Here is an 18,725-nt window from a genome sequence, read left to right on the forward strand (position 1 = left end):
GACTTGGCCTCGTACACCGTACAAGAGTCTCTCGTACGCTGTATAGCGCTTATTTCTTCTTGGTCAGGTCGTAGAAGGTGGCGCCGTCGACGGTGACCGTCTCGAAGGTGGACGTGACCCACGCCGAGATCTCCGAGTTGCCGCCGCCGGGACCGCCCTGCGAGCCGCCGATGAAGTAGTGGATCTTCCCCTGGGCCACGTACTGCTTGAACTGGGCGAGGGTCGGGGACGGGTCGCTGCCGTTGAAGCCGCCGATCGCCATCACCGGCTTTCCGGTGGCGAGCTGGTAGCTAGCGGCGTTCTGCGCGCCGATGGTGGCGGCGACCCAGGTGTAGTCGTCGGCGTCGGCGAGGAGGGCCGCCTTGGCCTTGGAGCCGACGCTGGCGCCGTTGAGTAGACCGCCCATGCCGCCGCCACCTCCGCCGCCCTCCATCGTCGGCCGACCGCCGGTGTTGCCATTGCCGTTGCCGTCGCCGCCGCTGCCGTTGGGCATGCCCTGGGGCGGGGTGCCGCCGGGAGCGCCACCGGGCACCTGGCCTCCCGGGCCGCCCGGCATCTGCCCCTGAGCCTGCCCCGGCCCCGGCCCCGGCCCCGGCCACTGGCCCCCGGGGCCGCCCGGCATCTCGCCCGCGCCCATCCGCATGCCGCCTCCCGGCCGTCCGCCCATGGCGGCGCCCGCCGGGCCCGCCGTGACGATCGAGCCCTGGTGGCCGGTGCCCAGCGTCGCGACGGTGTACGCGAACGGGCCCGCGAGCCCCGCCGCCAGACCGAGCCCCGCCACCGCGAGGCCGATCCGCCGGTCCATCCGCCCCGCGAGCAGCAGCCCGAGCGCGGCGAGCGAGCCCGCGACCAGGACCGTCCAGCGCAGCCACGGCAGCCAGTCGGGCGTCCGGCCGAGCAGTACGAACCCCCACACCGCCGTCGCCGCGACCGTCACCGCGAGGGCCGCCGAGGCGGCGAAACGCGTCCGCTCCTCCCACAGGACGCTCGCGCCCATGCCGACGAGAGCGGCGATGTACGGGGCCAGGGCCACCGTGTAGTACTCGTGGAAGATGCCGGCCATGAAGCTGAACACGGCCACGGTCATCAGCAGCGAACCGCCCCAGACCAGGAACGCCGACCGGGCGGTGTCCGTCCTCGATGCCCGCCAGGTCACCACCAGTCCGGCCACGAGCAGGATCAGCGCGGCCGGGAGCAGCCAGGAGACCTGACCGCCCACCGCGTCGTCGAGCATCCGCCCGATGCCGGTCTCGCCCCAGCCGCCGCCCTGACCACCGCCACGGCCACCACCACCGACGCTGCCGGTCTCGTTGCCGTTGATCCGGCCGAGGCCGTTGTAGCCGAAGGTGAGCTCCAGGAAGCTGTTGGTCTGCGAGCCCCCGACGTACGGACGGGAGGACGCCGGCCAGAGCTCGACCAGGGCCACCCACCACCCGGCGGAGACGATCATCGCGAGCCCGGCGAGGGCCAGTTGGCCGATCCGGCGCCCGATGCCGACCGGCGCGCACACCGCGTACACCAGCGCGAGCGGCGGCAGGATCAGGAACGCCTGGAGCGTCTTGGCGAGGAAGGCGAGACCGAAGGCGACCCCGGCCCACGCCAGCCACTTCGCCGCACCCTGCTCCAGGGCCCGGAGCACGCAGTAGACGGCGACCGTCATGAGCAGCGCGAGCAGCGCGTCCGGGTTGTTGAAGCGGAACATCAGCGCGGCGACCGGGGTCAGCGCGAGGACCACGCCCGCGATCAGGCCGGCGCCCGCGCCGAACCGGCGGCGTACGGCGGCGTAGAGGACGGCGACGGTCGCCACCCCCATCAGCACCTCGGGCAGGAGGATCTGCCAGGACCCGAGCCCGAAGAGCCGTACGGACAGCGCCATCGGCCACAGGGCGGCCGGCGGCTTGTCGACGGTGATGGCGTTCGCCGCGTCGAGCGAGCCGAAGAAGAAAGCCTTCCAGCTCTCGCTGCCGGCCTGGACGGCGGCGGAGTAGAAGGAGTTGGCGTAGCCGGAGGCGCTGAGGTTCCAGAGGTAGGCCAGGGTCGTGGCCAGGAGCAGGGCGAGGAACGCGGGGCGGACCCAGGGGGCGTCCTCGGCGCGCCCGCGCCAGAGGCGGGCGGGCAGCGAGGCCCGGGCCGCGGGCGCGGAGGGCGTGTCGTACGTGGTGGTCATCGGGTGTTCCTCGAGGCGCTTGACGTGGAGGCGTCCGGGAAGACCCAGAGCCGGAAGAGGAGGAAGCGCAGGACGGTCGCGGCGAGGTTGGCCACGATCAGCACGGCGAGTTCGGTGGAGTGCGCGGGGTCGCCGGTGGCCGCGCCGAGCGCGGCGAGCGAGCCGCTGGTCAGGGCGAGGCCGATGCCGAAGACGACGAGCCCCTGCGCCTGGTGGCGTACGGCGCGGTCCCGGCCCCGTACGCCGAACGTCAGGCGCCGGTTGGCGGCGGTGTTGGCGACGGCGGAGACCAGGAGGGCGGCGGCGTTGGCGAGTTGGGAACCCGTGCCGAGCCGGAAGGCCGAGTACAGCGCCAGGTAGAAGAGGGTGGACAGCGCGCCCACGACGCAGAAGCCGACCAGCTGGCGGGCCAACCCGCCGGGCACACCGGCGAGTTGCCGGTCGCGGGGGTCGTCGCCGAAGGGCCGGGCGAGCCGGTCCAGCGGGAGCGAGCCGGTGGCGAGCGCCCGGCCCACCCGCCAGACGCCCTTCAGGTCGTCGGTGGCCGTCTTCACGATGTGGACGGTGGAGTCGGGGTCGTCGACCCAGTCGACGGGGACCTCGTGGATCCGCAGCCCGGCGCGCTCGGCGAGCACCAGCATCTCGGTGTCGAAGAACCAGCCGGTGTCCTCGACCATCGGCAGCAGGCGCTCGGCGACGTCCTTCCGTATCGCCTTGAACCCGCACTGCGCGTCGGAGAACCGGGCGGCGAGCGAGCCGCGCAGGATCAGGTTGTACGCCCGCGAGATGAACTCCCGCTTCGGCCCGCGCACGACCCGCGAGGAGCGGGCGAGCCGGGAGCCGATCGCGAGGTCGGAGTGCCCGGAGATGAGGGGCGCGACGAGCGGCAACAGCGCGTTGAGATCGGTGGACAGATCCACGTCCATGTAGGCGAGGACGGGCGCGTCCGAGTTCGACCAGACGGTACGCAGCGCCCGGCCCCGGCCCTTCTGCTCCAGCCGCACGGACCGCACCTCGGGCAGCTTCGCCGCCAGGTCCTTCGCGACCTCCGGAGTCCGGTCGGTGGAGGCGTTGTCGGCGACCGTGATGCGGAAGCCGTACGGGAACGTGCGGGAGAGGTGGTCGTGGAGCCGCAGGACGCAGGGCTCCAGGTCCCTCTCCTCGTTGTGGACGGGAATCACCACGTCGAGGACGGGCCGCCCGGCCGTGCCGACGGGCAGGTGGTCCCGGGCGGGCAGGGTGCCCGCGATCGTTTGGGTTCGCATGGCACAGACCCTCGCCGGGGCCGCTGTCACGGCTGTGTGATCAGCCTGTGCCCCGCCTGTGAGTCGATGTCGACGGGCGAGCGGGGCAGCCGTACGACGAAGACGGTCCGTCCGGGCGTGCTGGTGACGCTCACGTCGCCGCCGTGGGCGGTGGTCACGGCGTGCACGATGGCGAGGCCGAGACCCGTGCTGCCGGCGTGCCGCGAACGGGACGCGTCTCCCCGCGCGAACCGCTCGAAGACGGAGGGCAGGAGCTCGGGCGGGATGCCGGGCCCGTCGTCCTCGATCTCGACGCAGGCGTGCCGGTCGTCCGCCGCCACGCGGGCGGTGACGGTCGTCCCGGGTGGGGTGTGGGTGCGTGCGTTGGCGAGGAGGTTGACCAGGACCTGGTGGAGGCGGGCGCTGTCCGCCCGTACGGTCGCGGGTTCCTCGGGCAGTTCGAGCCGCCAGACGTGCTCGGGTCCGGCGGCGCGGGAGTCGGAGAGCGCGTCCACCACCAGGGGCGCGAGATCGGTGCTCTCGTACGAGAGCGGGCGTCCCGCGTCCAGCCGGGCGAGCAGCAGCAGGTCCTCCACCAGCCCCGTCATACGGGTCGCCTCGGACTCGATCCGTCCGAGCGCGTGCCGCGTGTCGGGCCCGCACTCCTCCCGGCCGCGCCGCGTCAGCTCCGCGTACCCCCGGATCGAGGCCAGCGGCGTCCGCAGCTCGTGGCTGGCGTCCGCCACGAACCGCCGCACCCGTGTCTCGCTCTGCTGGCGGGCGTGGAGCGCGGAGTGGACATGGTCGAGCATCCGGTTGATGGCGGCGCCGACCTGCCCGACCTCGGTCCGCGGATCCGCCTCCGGGACCCGGTGGTGGAGGGACACCTCACCGCTGTGCAGCGGCAGTTCGGAGACCTGGGTGGCGGTCGCCGCGACCCGCCGCAGCGGGCGGAGCGCGATCCCGACCAGCGCGCCGCCGGCGAGCGAGGCGGCGACCAGACCCGCGCCCGTGACGCTCACCTCGACGAGGATCAGGGTGGAGAGGCTCTCCTGGACGTCGGAGAGCGGGATGCCGACGAGATAGTCCCCGTTGATCCCGGAGGCGTACTCGATCCGGTAGTCGCCGAGCCCCGGCAGCTCGACCGTGTGCGGAACGCCGTCGCGCGGGGCGGCGGCGAGGGCTTCGCGCTGCGCCGCGTCGAGGCCGCCGACCTCGTACATCGGTCCGTACGAACCCTGCTCGGCCTGCGCGGAGAGCCCCGCCGAGCCGAGCGTGCCGTCCACGACGACCGCGCCGACGGTGCCGAGCGGTGCGCCGGGTCCGATGACGAAGTCCAGCGGCTCGCGGGGCGCGCGGGAGTCGAAGCCGGGCAGCGGGGCCGGCGGGCCGCCGGCCCGGTGCGAGACGTTCCGCAGCTGCGTGTCGGCCTGGTCGTACAGATAGGAGCGGTAAGCGATCGTCGTCACCGTCCCGATCACGGCGGCGACGACGGCGATCAGCGCGACGGCGGAGACGACGAGCCGCGTCCGCAGCGACCAGGGCCGTCCGAACCAGCGGGACCGCCCGAACCAGCGGGACCGCCCGAACCTGCAGGGCCGTCCGAACCAGCGGGGCCGCCCGAACCTGGCGGTCACCGCGACTACTCTCCCGGCTTGATCAGATAGCCGGCCCCGCGCCGCGTGTGGATCATCGGGGACCGCCCCGCGTCGATCTTCCGCCGCAGGTAGGAGATGTAGAGCTCGACGACATTGGCCTGGCCGCCGAAGTCGTACGACCACACCCGGTCGAGGATCTGCGCCTTGCTGAGCACCCGGCGCGGATTGCGCATGAGGTAGCGCAGCAGCTCGAACTCGGTCGCGGTGAGATGGATCGACTCGCCGCCGCGGGTGACCTCGTGGCTGTCCTCGTCCAGGGTCAGGTCCCCGACGACGAGCAGCGACTCGCTGCGCGCCTGCGCCGCGCCGGAACGACGGATCAGCCCGCGCAGCCGCGCCACGACCTCCTCCAGGCTGAACGGCTTGGTGACGTAGTCGTCGCCGCCCGCCGTGAGCCCGGCGATCCGGTCCTCGACGGCGTCCTTGGCGGTCAGGAACAGCACCGGCACCTCGGGCAGCTCGCGCCGCAGCCGGCCCAGGACGGCGAGCCCGTCCATGTCGGGCAGCATCACGTCGAGGACCACGGCGTCGGGCCGGAACTCCCGGGCCGTGCGCAGGGCCCCGGCCCCGTCGCCCGCGCTGGTGACCTGCCAGCCCTCGTAGCGCAGGGCCATGGAGAGCAGCTCGGCGAGGGAGGCCTCGTCGTCCACGACGAGGACGCGGACGGCGGAGCCGTCGGGCCGGAGCATGTCGGTGCGCCCCTGGGGCTTGGTCGTCGCAGTCATACGGCCACGCTGTCCGGGCGTACTGAGATCTTCCTTTCCCTTACCTGTGAATTCCCTGAGAAAAGAGCTCGGCGGCGTTGGCATGGAGAACCCGGCGCAGCCAGTCGTCCCCGAGCCCGAGCCGTTCGAGGGCCTGGAGCTGGTGGACGTACGGGTACGGGATGTTCGGGAAGTCGGAGCCGAAGAGGATCCGGTCTCCCAGCTCCCGCAGCCGCGGGAGTTCGGCGGCGGGGAAGGGCGCGAGGCGTTCGCTGAAGTCGGTGAAGGCCATGGTGGTGTCCAGGTGGACGCCTTCGTACCGCTCGGCGAGGTCGAGGAAGTCGGCGTACTCGGGCATCCCCATGTGCGCGACGATCAGCCGCAGCCGGGGATGGCGGGCGAGCAGCCGCCCGACGGGCCCGGGCCCGGTGAACTTGCCAGGGGCAGGCCCGGAGCCGCAGTGGATGACGACGGGCACGCCGGCGTCGGCGATCTCGCCCCAACCGGCCTCGAGCAACGGATCGTTGGGATCGAACCCCCCGACCTGAAGATGCACCTTGAAGACGCGTACCCCGTCGTCGATCGCCCGGCGGACGTATCCGGTCGCGCCGGCCTCCGGGTAGAGGGTGGCGGTGTGCAGACAGTCGGGCGTACGGGCGGCGAAGCCGGCGGCCCAGCTGTTGAGCCACTCGGCCATGCCGGCCTTGTGCGGGTAGAGCATCGAGGTGAAGGCGAGGACCCCGAACTCCCGGAGGAGGGCGACCCTGCGGTCCTCCTCCTCGCGGTAGGTGATGGGCCACTCCATACCGGTCAGGGGGCCGACGGCGTCGAAGTAGGCCCAGACCTTGTCGAGGACGTTCTGGGGCATGAAGTGGGTGTGGACGTCGATCAGGCCGGGCAGCCCCAGCCGCCGGACGAGTGCGTGCGTCTCAGCCGCGCTCAAAGCTGTAACTCCGCTCGACCTTGCCGATGTGGACGCTGTAGCTCTCGTACCAGTGTGCGCGCCCGTGCCGCTTGGCGGCCTGGTGCTCGGCGTTGTGCTGCCAGACGCCGAGGGAGTCGAGGTCGCGGAAGTAGGCGACGGTGATGCCGATGCCGCCGGGGGTGCGGGCGGACTCGTACCCGAGGAAGCCGGGGATGTCCTTGACGATCTCCTGCATGCGGGCGCTGGTCTCGGCGTATCCCTCGGGGGCGTCGGGACGGATCGAGGTGAAGACAGCGGTGTAGTAGGGCGGTTCGAGGCCCGCCACCAGGCTCGGGGTCATGTGGATCACCCTCCGCCGGTCGGCCGGGCCGTGTCCATGGGGCCGGGAGGAAGGGATCCAAGTCTTTACTCGCTGTACTCGTCCGACTTGTTGGGTCAGAACAACCCGTCCTGGGATTCGGCGGGCGCTTTCCGTACGGGAACGGTGACGGGAACGGCGACGGGAACGGCGACGGGAACGGTGTCCGGGCCGACGTCGACGGCGACGAGCCCCCACCCGCGCACCACGCGCGTGTCGAGGGCGAGACAGCGCCCTTCGGAGTCGAGAAGGTGCAGGTCGGGCCCGGCGGCGGCGAGCAGCCGGCCGGCGACGACACCGTCGTCGACGAGCTCGGTGACGGTGCCGGAGAGCGCCGGCAGCCCGTCGAGACGGAAGACGCCGCCGTGGTCGTACGCCCGGAACTCCACCCTCTCCAGGGTCTCCGCCCAGCCGGCCAGACCGGCGGCCCGCCGGTACAGCTCCTCGATCTCGCGGGCGCGTTCGGCGGCCGGGGGCAGGTCGTGCCGTACGGCGCGCTTCTGGGCGTACGGAATCCGGTCGGGCACCTTCAGGGCGTGCCGCAGCAGCTCCTCGGTCCGCCGCGCGGCCATGAGCGGCCCGCGCCCGAGCCAGCTGAAGGCGACGGCCCCCTGCTCCAGGAGCCGTGCGTCGCCGCGCTCCTCGGCGGTGATCCCGACCTTGGTCATCCCGGGCCCGAACCAGGCGAGGTACACGCGGTACGGCCGGGGATCGTCGGCGATCGTGTCGGCGGCGACCGAATGGGCCCGGTCGAGGCGCGCGCACTCGGGGCACTGCCCGCCGGTGGCGCGCGGGGGAACGGTCGCGGCGAGCGGGCACGGATTCCCGCGGGCGCCGGGGCACAGCCGCCGGCCGACGGCGCGGAAGGCGATCCGCTGCCCGTACGCGAGCGTGGACACCCGTCCGCCCTCCCAGCGAAGCCCGGGGACACCCCCGCTCCACCGCATTCCGGCACACCGCCACACCACGCGCTCGCTCCGCCCTACTCTCGTGAGGTGCCGTCCAGTCTGCCCCGCCTGCCCCGTCTGCTCTACGTCCGCTTCCAGTCTCCGACGAGAAGCCCGCGAGGCCACTTCCCCGGCGTCTTCGCCCTGGCCAACGGGCTGGCGCGGGAGGGCAGGCTGTCGGCGGAGGAGCACGCGATCTGGCGCGCCTCGAACGACTGGTACGACAGCAACGTCACGAACCCGGCGACGGTCGACCCGACGGTCTACGACGCGGAGCTGAACCCGGGGGCGACGGCATGGTTCAGGTCGACGGCGACCCACCCGCTGTCTCGTGTCCCCCCGTATCTGGACATCCTGTCGGCCCACGGCGTCCCGTGCGTCCGCCTGGAGTCCCCCTCACCGGGCCGGATCGTCTACGAGGACGCGGACCAGGTGGTGGTGGTCCCTCAGGTCCCTCACGGCAGGAGGTAGATCCGCGCCCCGTCGGCGGCGGACCCGGTCTGCCGCATGCACCCCCGCTCGACCAGCAACCCCACACAGTCCTGCACCCGCTCGACGGCGAGCCCGGTCCGCCGCGCGATCTCCTCCAGCCGATACCGCGCCCCACCGCGCACGAGCGCGGGGGCGAGATAGGCGGCGACGGCGTGCACGTCTCCGGTGACCGCGAGATGATCGGCCTGCCAGGAGGCGAGCAGCTCCTGGGGGGTCATGAGGGGCGCGGCGGGGCGGCCGGTGCGCTGGGTGGGGACGGCGAGCCGTTCGAGGGAGTCGGCGATACGGGAGAGGTTCCGGTTCGTCTCCCGCAACAGGGTGTTGTGCTCGGCGGCCCGCTCGGCGAACTCCTCGTCGAGCCGCATGTTGCGCTCTTCGAGCCGAACGATGACGTCGACGACGGCTTGGGGCATGACGTGTCCGGGGTGGACGGGGGAGGGCTCGAGGGCGTAGGAACCGTCGCGCTGGACGGTGGCGATGACGTCGGCGACCCAGGCCTTGAAGGGCGCGGCCTCGGGCTTCGTGCAGCCGTTGACAAGCTGGATGAGTCCCGGAAGATTCACCATTCGCATCGATCGCTTGAGCCTGTGACCTGCAATGTTGCACGAACCGTCGGCCTGACCGACGCTTCGTGCAAGATCGCCGAGGGATGTGGCGTTCTCGTACGAGACGGCGCTCCTCAAGGCGTCGCGGGTGTTCGCGTACCCCAGGTTCCCCGCCACATCCACGGCCGGGAACCAGTGCGTCCCGTCCGGCATCGTCAGCCTCCGCACGCGCGCGCCTGTCGCCGCGTACACGAAGTCGCCGATGTCGATCGCGTCCTTCTTCTGCCCGTACTGCCCGTACTGCTCGTCCATCGAGCATCACCTCCACGAGGGAAGGTAGGCCGACGGCATATTCAATTGTCATGAAATCAGGGGACGTTCACCCAAAAGAGAGAAGGCCTTCTGGACGGGGGCGGAGTTGCCGAAGATCCAGATCTTCGGCTCAGCGTCGAGGCCGCCCGACGCGGCCTTCTCCCGGGCGGGCGACACGCCTCTTTCGCCGTGCCCGATTTACCACCGCATAAGACTGATTTGAGGTTCATTGCATAACAGGCCCGCCCCCCTCGAGGACAGGCGCCGGTGCTCCTCCGCGCGCCATCGGGCTTACGGACGGTAGTCATCCCCCGACACTTCGGCATGTCGACGGCCACGGCTCAGAGCCCGCACTTCGTCGGCACCCCCACCTGCACCACGTCCTTCTCGACGGGCGTGACGTGCACGGGCAAGGTGGCCGGGCTGGGCCGCGACCCCACGAGAGTCTTCCTCGACACGAGCAGCATCAGCGTCACCACCGCGTGCGCCAACCCGGGCAGGCCGACCGAGTTCGTTCCCGGTCAGCGCATCACCACGGGCGCCGTGCAGGGCGAACCTGTCATCATCCCGCCCCGGAACGGCCGGATCAACGTCCGGGCGACGCTCGAGGTGCCGGAAACCCCGGCGGCCGAAGACGTCTGCCCCAACCGCCGCTGGACCGTACTGGTGACGAGTGTGACGTTCAACGACGTCACGCTGCACGTCGAGCAGCCTCCGGGCAATGAAGTCCTGTCGTACGACTTCGGGGACATCTCCCTGTGATCCACGGTGCACAGGAAGACGTGCGGGCCGCGATCGGCAGGCTGTCCGTAGCCATCGGTGGAGTCGGCTGACGCGGTTGCTGCACTTCGCTGCTGTACGGCCCGACGCAAGAGGCCCCGGACTCATCGTCCGGGGCCTCTCAGGCTGTGCACTCGGCAGGATTCGAACCTGCAACCTTCTGATCCGTAGTCAGATGCTCTATCCGTTAAGCTACGAGTGCTTGTGCTTCCCGGCTTTTTTCTTGCCGGTCGGCGTTGCGTGGACAACATTACATGACCTGCGCCGTAGCGCGAAATCCATTAGCCACACCCCACCTGACCTGCGGAAACGCCATCCGGGCGCTCCTCCGGGGATCCGTCGTGTCCGCCGGACGGGTGACGTCGAGTGGGGCCGCAGCGGCCGAGGGTGGGGTGGAAACGGCCGAAGCCCCGGCCGTGTGGGCCGGGGCTTCGGGGTGGGGCGGAGGCGGAGGGATTTGAACCCTCGATGGGCTTTAAGACCCAAACCGCATTAGCAGTGCGGCGCCATAGACCGGACTAGGCGACGCCTCCATGCACCTCGCGCGGGCGCGAGTGGTGCGTGCAGATGATGACACAGAGAAGCCGCGCGTCACCAATCGCTTCTCACCGTACTAGCCCTCCGGGGGCGAGAGCAAAGCCCCTGGGCGCATCCCGCTTGCGCAACGAACGGCAGTACGCAGCGTTAGAGGGGACGGGCCCCCGAGCCCGTACCGTCCGTCTCCCTGGAGTTCGTATGCTGCGCAGCCTCGTACTCGCCACCCTCGTCACCACCGCCACCGGCGCCGCCGGGCTCGGGCCCCTGCCGCCGTTGCCGTTGCTGTCGGCGCCCGACGCGCTCACCGTGACCATCTCCAAGAGCGGGCACCCGAAAGCCGACGGCACGTACCGGCTCGAGTGCGGCGCCGAGCCCCGCGGGGACCATCCGGCCGCCGAGCACGCCTGTGCGCGGCTCGCCCGGTTCGCGAAGGAGGGCAAGGACCCCTTCGCGCCGGTCGGCACGGACCGGTTCTGTGCGCAGCAGTACGGCGGGCCCGCCGTCGCGCACGTCACCGGCGACTGGCGGGGACGCAGCGTCGACGCCCGCTTCTCCCGGGCCAACGGGTGCGAGATCGAGCGGTGGGAGAGCCTGGAGCCCCTCCTGCCGCGCGTACGGGGATGAAGCGTCGCATCTCGGTGGAGGCCGGAGACCTCCACCCGCGCCCATCGGCCCTGCCCTTAGACTCACCTCAGTGACAGGCCGGGGCCCGAGGGGCAAGATGGGGCCGGCCGGGCACCGGGCGGTGCAGCTGGGCAAGTGCAGTGGGTCAGGGAGGAAGCGTCGTCGTGAGCAGCAGGCCATCCCGAGGCGCTGCTCGCCTCGCAGCCATACTTGACGCCCTCCCCGACGGCCTCGTGCTCGTCAACTGCAACGGCACGGTCGTCAACGCCAACACCATCGCCCTCGGCATGTTCGAGACCCCCGGCACCGCCCTCGTCGGGCGCGGCCTGCTCGATCTGCTGCCCGGGTTCGACTCGCGGCTGATCCCCGGTTCCATGCGGCGGCCCGAGGGCACCGACGAGCGGGGCCGTACCAAGCCGGCCCGGATGATCGCCCGGCGCACCGACGGCAGCGAGTTCGCCGTCGAGGTGACCAGCGCCAGCCTGGAGGACGGGCGCGAGGCCTACGACTCGTACAGCGCCTACACCGGCGACGAGCTGCTCATGCTCGTCGTACGCGATCTCACCGGCACCCTCGACACCGAGGCCGAACTCGCCCGCTCGCAGCGCCAGACCGAGATGATCCTGCGGGCCGCGGCCGAGGGAGTCGTCGGGACGGACACCGACGGGCGGGTCGTCCTCGTGAACCCCGCCGCCGCGCAGATCCTCGGCTTCCGCGCCAGCGACCTCGGCGGCAAGGAGCTGCACCCCCTGATCCTGCACTCGCGCGCGGACGGCGAGCCGTTCGCGTACGAGGAGTCGCCGCTCGCCGACACGCTCAAGTCGGGGCGCAAGCACCGGGTCCGCGGGCAGGTGCTGTGGGCGAAGAACGGTTCGCGGGTGCCGGTCGACCTGACGACCGCGCCGGTACGGGACGGGGACCAGCTTGTCGGCGCGGTGATGACCTTCACCGACCGCCGGCCCTACGAGCAGCTCGTCGACGCGCACACGGCCGAGCTCGCCGAGCTCAAGAAGAGCCACGACGAGCTCACGAAGGGGCATGAGGAGCAGCAGGCTCGGCAGAAGGAGCGGTACGCGTCGCTGGCCGCCCGGCACGAGCAGCTGACGGCCGTTCTCGGCGAGGCGCTGCGCGGGCCCCTGGAGGAGCTGCGGACCGAGCTCGCCACGCTCGCCGCCGACGACGCGGGGCAGCTGTGGCCGGAGGCCAACCAGCTCCTGCACCACCTGGCCGCCGGGTACGCCCGGATGACCACCCTCGTCGACAACGTCCTCGGCTATCAGCGGCTCGACGCCGGGACGGAGACGCTCGACAGGTCCGTCGTCCTGCTCGACGGGGTCGTCACGGCGGGCGTCGACGGGGCGGTGGAGCTCATCGGGCCCGGCCGGGCCCAGTTCGCCGTGCACGCGCCGCCGATCGAGGCCGAGGTGGACGCGGGGCGGCTCGCGACCGCGCTCGCGCATCTCGTCGCGGACGTGGCCGGGGTCGACTCCACCGGCAAGGCACGCGTCGTGCCCGGAGGCGGGTACGTCGACTCGACGATCGTGGTGGCGGCCGCGCAGCGCGGTGACGTCGTACGGATCGAGGTGCGCGGACCGTACGCCGGCGGCGACCCCGTCCACCAGCCCATCGTCCGCGGGATCGTGGCCGCGCACGGCGGCGTGGTGCAGACGCACGAGGTGCCGGGGATGAGCGGCAGCGCGTACGTCCTGGAGGTGCCGCTCGGCGCCGGGAAGGGCACGGTCGCCCCGCGGCCCGCCGCCGAACCGGAGCCCGAGCCGGCACCGAAGCCGGAGCCGAAACCGACGGCGGAGGCGGAGGCGGACGGGGCGCTCGCGCTGCCCGCGCAGGCCTCGGACACCCAGGCCGGCGGACGGCGCCGCGCCCGGCGGGCGTCCACCGACGCCTTCCTGGAGAGCGCGGTGGCCCCCGAGGGCCCCGCCGGCGCCGTCGAGCCGACCGGGCGCCGCCGGGGTCGTACGGAGGAGGCTCCGGCCCCCGCCGAGCTGATCCCCGCCCAGAGCGTCGGAACGGCCGGTGCCGGTGCCGGTACCGCTGCCGGGGCCGGGGCCGGGGCCGTCGAGCCGACCGGGCGGCGTCGCGGCCGGCCCGCCGAGGGTTCCGTGGTGACCGCGGCCGAAGGCGCGCAGGGGCGTGCCGCGCTGGGCGACACCGTGCCCCCGCAGGGCGTTCCCGTACCCGCTCAGGGCTCCGCCGCCGAGGCTCCCGCCCTGGCCCGGGCCCTGCCCGCCTCGGGGGAGCCCACGGGCCGGCGGGCGCGCCGGGCGCTTGCCGCGCAGGAGCGGACCGAGGCCGCCGAGGCCGGGCCGCGTACGCCGTTCGCGCTGCCCCCGGCCGACGCGGACCGCGCCGTCGCGCCCGAGCCGGTACCGGCCCCGCAGCAGCGGGAGCCCCAGCCCCAGCCGCAATCACTTCCGCAGGCGCAGCCGATGCCGATGCCGGTGTCGATGCCGATGCCGATGCCGGTGAGCGACGAAGGGCAGCACGACGCCGTACGGTCCCTGCCGGACGCCGACCACACTCCGCCGCAGCCGCACCCGCTGCCCGCGCCGACCGGGCGTCGCCGCCAGGAGGCGCCTACCGCGAGCGGTACCGGATCCGTACCCCTGCCGCCGGAGGCACCCGCGGCACCCGCGGCCCCGAAGGACGCGACGCAGAGCGGGCGGGCCTTCAGTGTGCGGACGCTGGGGCAGGGCGTTCCCTTCGCCCAGCAGATCGCCGCTCAGCAGAACGGCCAGGCAGGACAGGCCGGGCAGGCCGGGCAGGCCGGGCAGCCCGCCGCGAGCAACGGCTCCGGGCGGCGGCGCAAGCTCGCCACCCCACCCGAGGGCGACCGTCCGGTTCCGGCGGCCACGCCCGCTCCCGTGCCCGCACCGGTCCCGGCCCCCGAACCGGTCGCCAAGCTCGGCTCCGCCCCCTCCGAGGGTCAGGGTCGCGCGTACGCCATAGGGGCGCCCGCGGAGGGCTCCGCCGAGGGCCCCGAGCCGCTCGACGGTCCGGGCGGCGCGGTCGAGGTCGCCAACAAGCCGCTGCCGCAGCCCGTCGACGACGAGCTGCCCCCGGAGCCGCTGGACAACCCGCGCCGGCTGCTCGTCTGGCCCGCCCCGGACGTCTCCACCCAGCAGGCGCTGAGCGACCGCGGCTACCGACCGGTGATCGTCCACTCCCGCGAGGAGGTCGACGCCCAGATCGCCGCCTTCCCGGCCGCGCTCTTCGTCGACCCGCTGACCGGGCCCATCACCCGTACCGCGCTCCAGTCGCTCCGCCAGGCAGCCGTGGCCGCCGAGGTGCCCGTGCTCCTCGCGGCCGGGCTCGGGCAGGCGACGCGGGAGGCGGCGTACGGCGCCGATCCCGCCGTACTCCTCAAGGCGCTGGCGCCCCGCGACAGCGAGCAGCACCCGTCGCGCGTGCTCCTCATCGAGGAGAACGACGACATCGCGCAGGCGCTCGCCGCGACCCTGGAGCGGCGCGGGATGCAGGTGGCGCGGGCGGCGGCCGACACGGACGCGGTCGCGCTGGCCACGCAGATCCGGCCGAACCTGGTGGTGATGGACCTGATGCAGGTACGCCGCCGCCGCGCCGGGATCATCGACTGGCTGCGCGCGAACGGGCAGTTGAACCGCACGCCGCTCGTCGTCTACACCTCGGCCGACCTCGACGAGGCGGAGCTGCCGAAGCTGTCCTCCGGCGAGACGGTCCTGTTCCTGGCCGAGCGCTCGAACAGCAACGAGGTCCAGGCGCGGATCGTCGACCTGCTCGCGAAGATCGGCACCAACTAGCCCCGTAGGGCCGGTTGGTGCCGATGCAAGGTGAGCGCTCGGGTCAGATCTGGGTCAGGCTCGGGTCAGGCTCGGGTCAGATCTGGGTCACGTCCAGCTCGCCCTCCGCGTACTGCCGGCGGATCACCTTCTTGTCGAACTTGCCGACGCTCGTCTTCGGCACCGCGGGGACGATCGCCCAGCGCTCCGGCAGCTGCCACTTGGCGATCCCGCCCTCGGCGGCGAGGAAGGCCTTGAGCGTCTCGTAGTCGGCCGTCGCGCCGTCCTTGAGGACGACGGTCGCGAGCGGGCGCTCGCCCCACTTCTCGTCCGGTACGGCGACGACGGCGGCCTCGGCGACCTCGGGGTGCGCCATGATCGCGTTCTCGAGTTCGACGCTCGAAATCCATTCGCCGCCGGACTTGATGACGTCCTTGGCGCGGTCGGTGAGGGTGAGGAAGCCGTCCGGGCTGATCACGCCGACGTCGCCGGTCTTCAGCCAGCCGTCCTCGCTGAACTTGTCGGCGGGGCGGATCGGCTCGCCGTCGACGCCGCCGAAGTACGCGCCCGCGATCCAGGTGCCGCGGACCTCCAGCTCACCGGCCGACTCGCCGTCCCAGGGCAGGTGCTCGCCGCCGGGGCCGACCAGCCGGCCCTCGACGCCGGCCGGGAAGCGGCCCTGCGTGACCCGGTACGGCCATTCCTGCTCCTCGGTCAGCCCGGCCGGCGGGTGGGCCATGGTGCCGAGCGGGGAGGTCTCCGTCATGCCCCAGGCGTGGCAGAGACGGACGCCGAGCTTGTCGTACGCCTCCATGAGGGAGGGCGGACAGGCCGCGCCGCCGATGGTGACCTGCTTCATGGAGGAGAGGTCGCGCGGGTTGGCGGTGACCTCGGCGAGCAGGCCCTGCCAGATGGTGGGGACGGCGGCGGCGTGGCTCGGCTTCTCGCGCTCGATCATCTCGGCGAGCGGGGCAGGCTGGAGGAAACGGTCCGGCATGAGCATGTTGATGCCGGTCATGAAGGTGGCGTGCGGCAGGCCCCAGGCGTTGACGTGGAACTGCGGGACGACGACGAGAGTCGTGTCCTTGTCCGTCAGACCCATCGACTCGGCCATGTTCACCTGCATGGAGTGCAGGTAGATGGAACGGTGGGAATAGACGACGCCCTTCGGGTCGCCGGTGGTGCCGGAGGTGTAGCACATGGCGGCGGCGGAACGCTCGTCCAGCTCGGGCCAGTCGAAGGTCGTGGGGCGGCCCGCGATCAGCTCGTCGTAGTCGTGCACGCGCGGCGCCACGCCGTCCAGAACGGAACGGTCGCCGGGGCCCGCGACCACGATGTGCTCGATCGTCGGCAGGTGCGGCAGCAGCGGCGCGAGGAGGGGGAGCAGGGAGCCGTTGACGATGACGACCCGGTCGGCGGCGTGGTTGACGATGAAGACCAGCTGCTCGGGGGGAAGCCGCAGGTTGAGGGTGTGCAGGACGGCGCCCATGGACGGAATCGCGAAGTACGCCTCGACGTGCTCGGCGTTGTTCCACATGAGGGTGGCGACGCGCTGGTCGCCGGTCACGCCGAGCTCGTCGCGCAGGGCGTTGGCCAGCTGGGTCGCGCGGGCTCCCGTCTCCGCGAAGGTGCGGCGCTGCGGCTCGGGCTCACCGGTCCAGGTGGTGATCAGTGACTTCCCGTGGATCGTCATCCCGTGCTTCAGGATGCGGGTCACGGTCAGCTGTACGTCCTGCATGGTGCTCAGCACGGCGTCCTCCCGGTGGGCGCTACGTGGCAGTAAGGGTGGGGAGATTCTGCGCACGTACCAAGCGGTATGTCACTACCCGGGAGTAGGTGAATTGCCAGATTGCCAGTGATCACTGGCAGAGGCGGACCATCAGCGTACGGGGGACAGCTCCGGGTCCTCGCGGAGCTTGCCCAGCGCGCGGGACACCGCGCTCTTGACCGTACCGATGGACACGCCGAGCACCTCGGCCGTCTGCGCCTCGCTGAGGTCCTCGTAGTACCGCAGGACGACCATCTGACGCTGGCGCTCGGGGAGCTTCATCACCGCGCGCCACATGGCGTCGTGCAGCACCTGCCGCTCGGCCGGGTCCGGCTCGGGCAGGCCGGCCGGCTCGGGCAGCTCCTCGCACGCGAACTCGTCGACCTTGCGCTTGCGCCACTGGGACGTACGAGTGTTCAGCAGCGCGCGACGGACGTAGCCGTCCAGGGCGCGGTGGTCCTCGATCCGCTCCCACGCGACGAAGGTCTTGGTCAGCGCGGTCTGCAGCAGGTCCTCGGCGTCCGACGGGTTCGCGGTCAGCGAGCGCGCGGTGCGCAACAGCACGGGCCCGCGAGCCCGTACGTACGAGGAGAACGACGGGTATCCGGCGGTCTTCACAGCGGTCCCGAGGGCGGCCGTGGAGGCGCCGGCACAGACGGGGCCAGAGGGTGGCGGAGTCATGACTCCACGCTAGGAGCGGGTCCCGGGCGGCGGATCGGCCCCAGGTCCCGACCCGTGCTCCCCCTCAGGTTGTAGGGGTGGGGATACCTGGACCTCCTGAAGGTGGAGTCGCACGGGCCGGGAACTCAGGGTCGGGCACAAGGGGTCGGGCGCATAGGGTCGGGCACAAGGGGTCGGGCCCTCATGGTCGGTCACTCATGGTCGGTCACTCAGGGTCAGGGCTGGACGAGGGCGGCCGGGGCGTCGACCTCGTTGCGGTCGATCATCATGCGGCTGCCGCCGTGCGACTCGGTGACGTTGCCCGCGTACTGGTGGATCCGGCCGTGCTCCCGCCAGGCCGTGGACGGCAGCACGGGCTCAGTGAAGAGCGCGGGCGTGCCGCCCCAGCGCGCGAACCAGATCACGGCCGGGAGGTCCTTCGCCCCGGCCTTCCGCGCCTCCTCCATGTGCCGCACTCCGCTGTCGGCGCTGCTGTAGAAGCCGGGCAGGAAGCCGAGGCGGTGGACCTCGCGGTTCCAGGCGCGGACGAAGAGGAGGGTCGTCGCGGCGCAGCTCAGGTCGGTGATCCGATAGGCCTCCATGTCGAGGTAGAGCGGACTGGACGGGGCGATGCCCAGGGCGCGGGCGGCCTTGACCGCCTCGGCGGCCTCCTGGGTGCCCTGGGCCCAGGGCGTACGGCCGATGGGGACGTCCCGCTTGTCCTCGGCGATCACGCACGGCGCCTGGGAGCCGACGAACAGGGGCAGCAGCCGCCAGCCCATGGCGTGCACCGATTCGACCCAGGCCGCGTTCAGATGCTGCTGCGTGAGGCAACCGCGGCCCCGGCCGCCGATGTAGATGCCGACGGCCCGGTACGGGGAGGCCCGCCAGGCCTTCATCACGGTGAGGGACGGAGCCTCGCACGTGTCGAAGGCGCGCCCCAGGAAGCGGAGGTCGGGGGCGGCTCGGGCCCCCGGGACAGCCTTCGCGGGGTCGGCGGTCGCCGGGGCGGCGGTCGCGAGGTCGGCAGTTGCGGGGTCGGCAGTTGCGGGGTCCGCAATCGCGAGGTCGGCAGTCGCGGGGTCCGCGGTGGCGGGGTCGGCCGCCGCCGGGGCGGCGAGCAGCGTGGCGGCGAGCGCGGCCACCAGGGCGGGGGCCAGGGCCCTCGCCTGTACGGACCTGTGACGGGGCCGAACCGCGGCCGGGGAGCTTTCCATGGGGCGAGTGA

Annotated in this window: 15 protein-coding genes and 2 tRNA genes; 4 read left to right on the top strand and 13 right to left on the bottom strand. The window is 72.4% G+C overall.

Translation table 11 applies throughout. The features are described from left to right. Positions 1-49: 49 nt before the first annotated feature. From FDM97_RS34990 to FDM97_RS35020, 7 genes are all read right to left on the bottom strand, one after another. Complete coding sequence (locus FDM97_RS34990) at positions 50-2,167, bottom strand: ArnT family glycosyltransferase (RefSeq protein ID WP_137994463.1); 2,118 nt, start codon at positions 2,165-2,167, stop codon at positions 50-52. Beyond that, positions 2,164-3,432 carry a bifunctional glycosyltransferase family 2/GtrA family protein gene (locus FDM97_RS34995; RefSeq protein WP_254705870.1) on the bottom strand — a complete coding sequence of 423 codons (1,269 nt, stop codon included), beginning with the start codon at positions 3,430-3,432 and terminating at the stop codon, positions 2,164-2,166. The genes FDM97_RS34990 and FDM97_RS34995 overlap by 4 nt, the downstream gene beginning before the upstream one ends. Before the next feature lie 26 nt (positions 3,433-3,458). Further along, positions 3,459-4,946: a sensor histidine kinase gene (locus FDM97_RS35000; protein ID WP_254706004.1), complete on the bottom strand. Its 1,488-nt coding sequence runs from the start codon at positions 4,944-4,946 to the stop codon at positions 3,459-3,461. A gap of 107 nt (positions 4,947-5,053) precedes the next feature. Next, positions 5,054-5,794: a response regulator transcription factor gene (locus tag FDM97_RS35005; protein WP_137994466.1), complete on the bottom strand. Its 741-nt coding sequence runs from the start codon at positions 5,792-5,794 to the stop codon at positions 5,054-5,056. Positions 5,795-5,834: 40 nt separating this feature from the next. After that, on the bottom strand, positions 5,835-6,716 hold the full coding sequence (locus tag FDM97_RS35010) for an amidohydrolase family protein (RefSeq protein WP_137994467.1): 882 nt from the start codon (positions 6,714-6,716) through the stop codon (positions 5,835-5,837). Beyond that, positions 6,703-7,038 (bottom strand): antibiotic biosynthesis monooxygenase family protein, encoded by a 336-nt coding sequence (locus tag FDM97_RS35015; RefSeq protein WP_137994468.1) that lies wholly within the window; start codon positions 7,036-7,038, stop codon positions 6,703-6,705. The genes FDM97_RS35010 and FDM97_RS35015 overlap by 14 nt, the downstream gene beginning before the upstream one ends. Positions 7,039-7,133: 95 nt before the next feature. Further along, entirely contained in the window at positions 7,134-8,003 is an 870-nt protein-coding gene (locus FDM97_RS35020; protein WP_137994469.1) for a DUF2797 domain-containing protein, read from the bottom strand. A 48-nt stretch (positions 8,004-8,051) separates the two neighbouring features. Here FDM97_RS35020 and FDM97_RS35025 point away from each other — a divergent pair, with 48 nt between their 5' ends. Continuing rightward, positions 8,052-8,474: a hypothetical protein gene (locus FDM97_RS35025; protein WP_254705871.1), complete on the top strand. Its 423-nt coding sequence runs from the start codon at positions 8,052-8,054 to the stop codon at positions 8,472-8,474. On the opposite strand, the gene FDM97_RS35030 is transcribed toward FDM97_RS35025, so the two are convergent. Beyond that, a complete protein-coding gene (locus tag FDM97_RS35030) occupies positions 8,459-9,352 on the bottom strand; it encodes a BRO-N domain-containing protein (RefSeq protein ID WP_137994470.1) in 894 nt (297 codons plus the stop codon). The two genes, FDM97_RS35025 and FDM97_RS35030, sit on opposite strands and share 16 nt — an antisense overlap. 324 nt (positions 9,353-9,676) lie before the next feature. Between FDM97_RS35030 and FDM97_RS35035 the strand changes: the two genes are divergently transcribed. Further along, a complete protein-coding gene (locus tag FDM97_RS35035; RefSeq protein WP_137994471.1) occupies positions 9,677-10,114 on the top strand; it encodes a hypothetical protein in 438 nt (145 codons plus the stop codon). A gap of 147 nt (positions 10,115-10,261) precedes the next feature. Here FDM97_RS35035 and FDM97_RS35040 read toward each other — a convergent pair. Further along, positions 10,262-10,334: transfer RNA gene (locus FDM97_RS35040), tRNA-Arg, on the bottom strand. Between the two features lie 240 nt (positions 10,335-10,574). Beyond that, positions 10,575-10,665 (bottom strand) — tRNA-Ser (locus FDM97_RS35045). Positions 10,666-10,867: 202 nt separating this feature from the next. On the opposite strand from FDM97_RS35045, the gene FDM97_RS35050 reads away from it, so the two are divergent. Further along, positions 10,868-11,293, top strand: a complete 426-nt coding sequence (locus FDM97_RS35050) for an SSI family serine proteinase inhibitor (RefSeq protein ID WP_137994472.1) — start codon at positions 10,868-10,870, stop codon at positions 11,291-11,293. A gap of 164 nt (positions 11,294-11,457) precedes the next feature. Further along, positions 11,458-15,090, top strand: coding sequence for a hybrid sensor histidine kinase/response regulator (locus FDM97_RS35055; protein ID WP_137994473.1), 3,633 nt, complete (start codon positions 11,458-11,460; stop codon positions 15,088-15,090). A 76-nt stretch (positions 15,091-15,166) separates the two neighbouring features. Here FDM97_RS35055 and FDM97_RS35060 read toward each other — a convergent pair whose 3' ends face one another. From FDM97_RS35060 to FDM97_RS35070, 3 genes are all read right to left on the bottom strand, one after another. Continuing rightward, positions 15,167-16,819, bottom strand: a complete 1,653-nt coding sequence (locus FDM97_RS35060) for a long-chain fatty acid--CoA ligase (protein WP_137994474.1) — start codon at positions 16,817-16,819, stop codon at positions 15,167-15,169. Positions 16,820-16,948: 129 nt separating this feature from the next. After that, positions 16,949-17,518, bottom strand: a complete 570-nt coding sequence (locus FDM97_RS35065; protein WP_137994475.1) for a SigE family RNA polymerase sigma factor — start codon at positions 17,516-17,518, stop codon at positions 16,949-16,951. A gap of 215 nt (positions 17,519-17,733) precedes the next feature. Further along, positions 17,734-18,714, bottom strand: coding sequence for a DUF1906 domain-containing protein (locus FDM97_RS35070; protein ID WP_137994476.1), 981 nt, complete (start codon positions 18,712-18,714; stop codon positions 17,734-17,736). Between the last annotated feature and the right edge of the window lie 11 nt (positions 18,715-18,725).

This window comes from Streptomyces vilmorinianum (assembly GCF_005517195.1).
Classification (GTDB): Bacteria; Actinomycetota; Actinomycetes; order Streptomycetales; family Streptomycetaceae; genus Streptomyces; species Streptomyces vilmorinianum.

Excerpts from the sequence above, each read along its gene's own strand:
- FDM97_RS35030 (WP_137994470.1), bottom strand. The coding sequence starts at position 9,352 with ATGGACGAGCAGTACGGGCAGTACGGGCAGAAGAAGGACGCGATCGAC.
- FDM97_RS35020 (WP_137994469.1), bottom strand. The coding sequence starts at position 8,003 with ATGCGGTGGAGCGGGGGTGTCCCCGGGCTTCGCTGGGAGGGCGGACGG.
- FDM97_RS35070 (WP_137994476.1), bottom strand. The coding sequence starts at position 18,714 with ATGGAAAGCTCCCCGGCCGCGGTTCGGCCCCGTCACAGGTCCGTACAG.
- FDM97_RS35065 (WP_137994475.1), bottom strand. The coding sequence starts at position 17,518 with ATGACTCCGCCACCCTCTGGCCCCGTCTGTGCCGGCGCCTCCACGGCC.
- FDM97_RS34990 (WP_137994463.1), bottom strand. The coding sequence starts at position 2,167 with ATGACCACCACGTACGACACGCCCTCCGCGCCCGCGGCCCGGGCCTCG.
- FDM97_RS35005 (WP_137994466.1), bottom strand. The coding sequence starts at position 5,794 with ATGACTGCGACGACCAAGCCCCAGGGGCGCACCGACATGCTCCGGCCC.
- FDM97_RS35035 (WP_137994471.1), top strand. The coding sequence starts at position 9,677 with ATGTCGACGGCCACGGCTCAGAGCCCGCACTTCGTCGGCACCCCCACC.
- FDM97_RS34995 (WP_254705870.1), bottom strand. The coding sequence starts at position 3,432 with ATGCGAACCCAAACGATCGCGGGCACCCTGCCCGCCCGGGACCACCTG.
- FDM97_RS35015 (WP_137994468.1), bottom strand. The coding sequence starts at position 7,038 with ATGACCCCGAGCCTGGTGGCGGGCCTCGAACCGCCCTACTACACCGCT.
- FDM97_RS35050 (WP_137994472.1), top strand. The coding sequence starts at position 10,868 with ATGCTGCGCAGCCTCGTACTCGCCACCCTCGTCACCACCGCCACCGGC.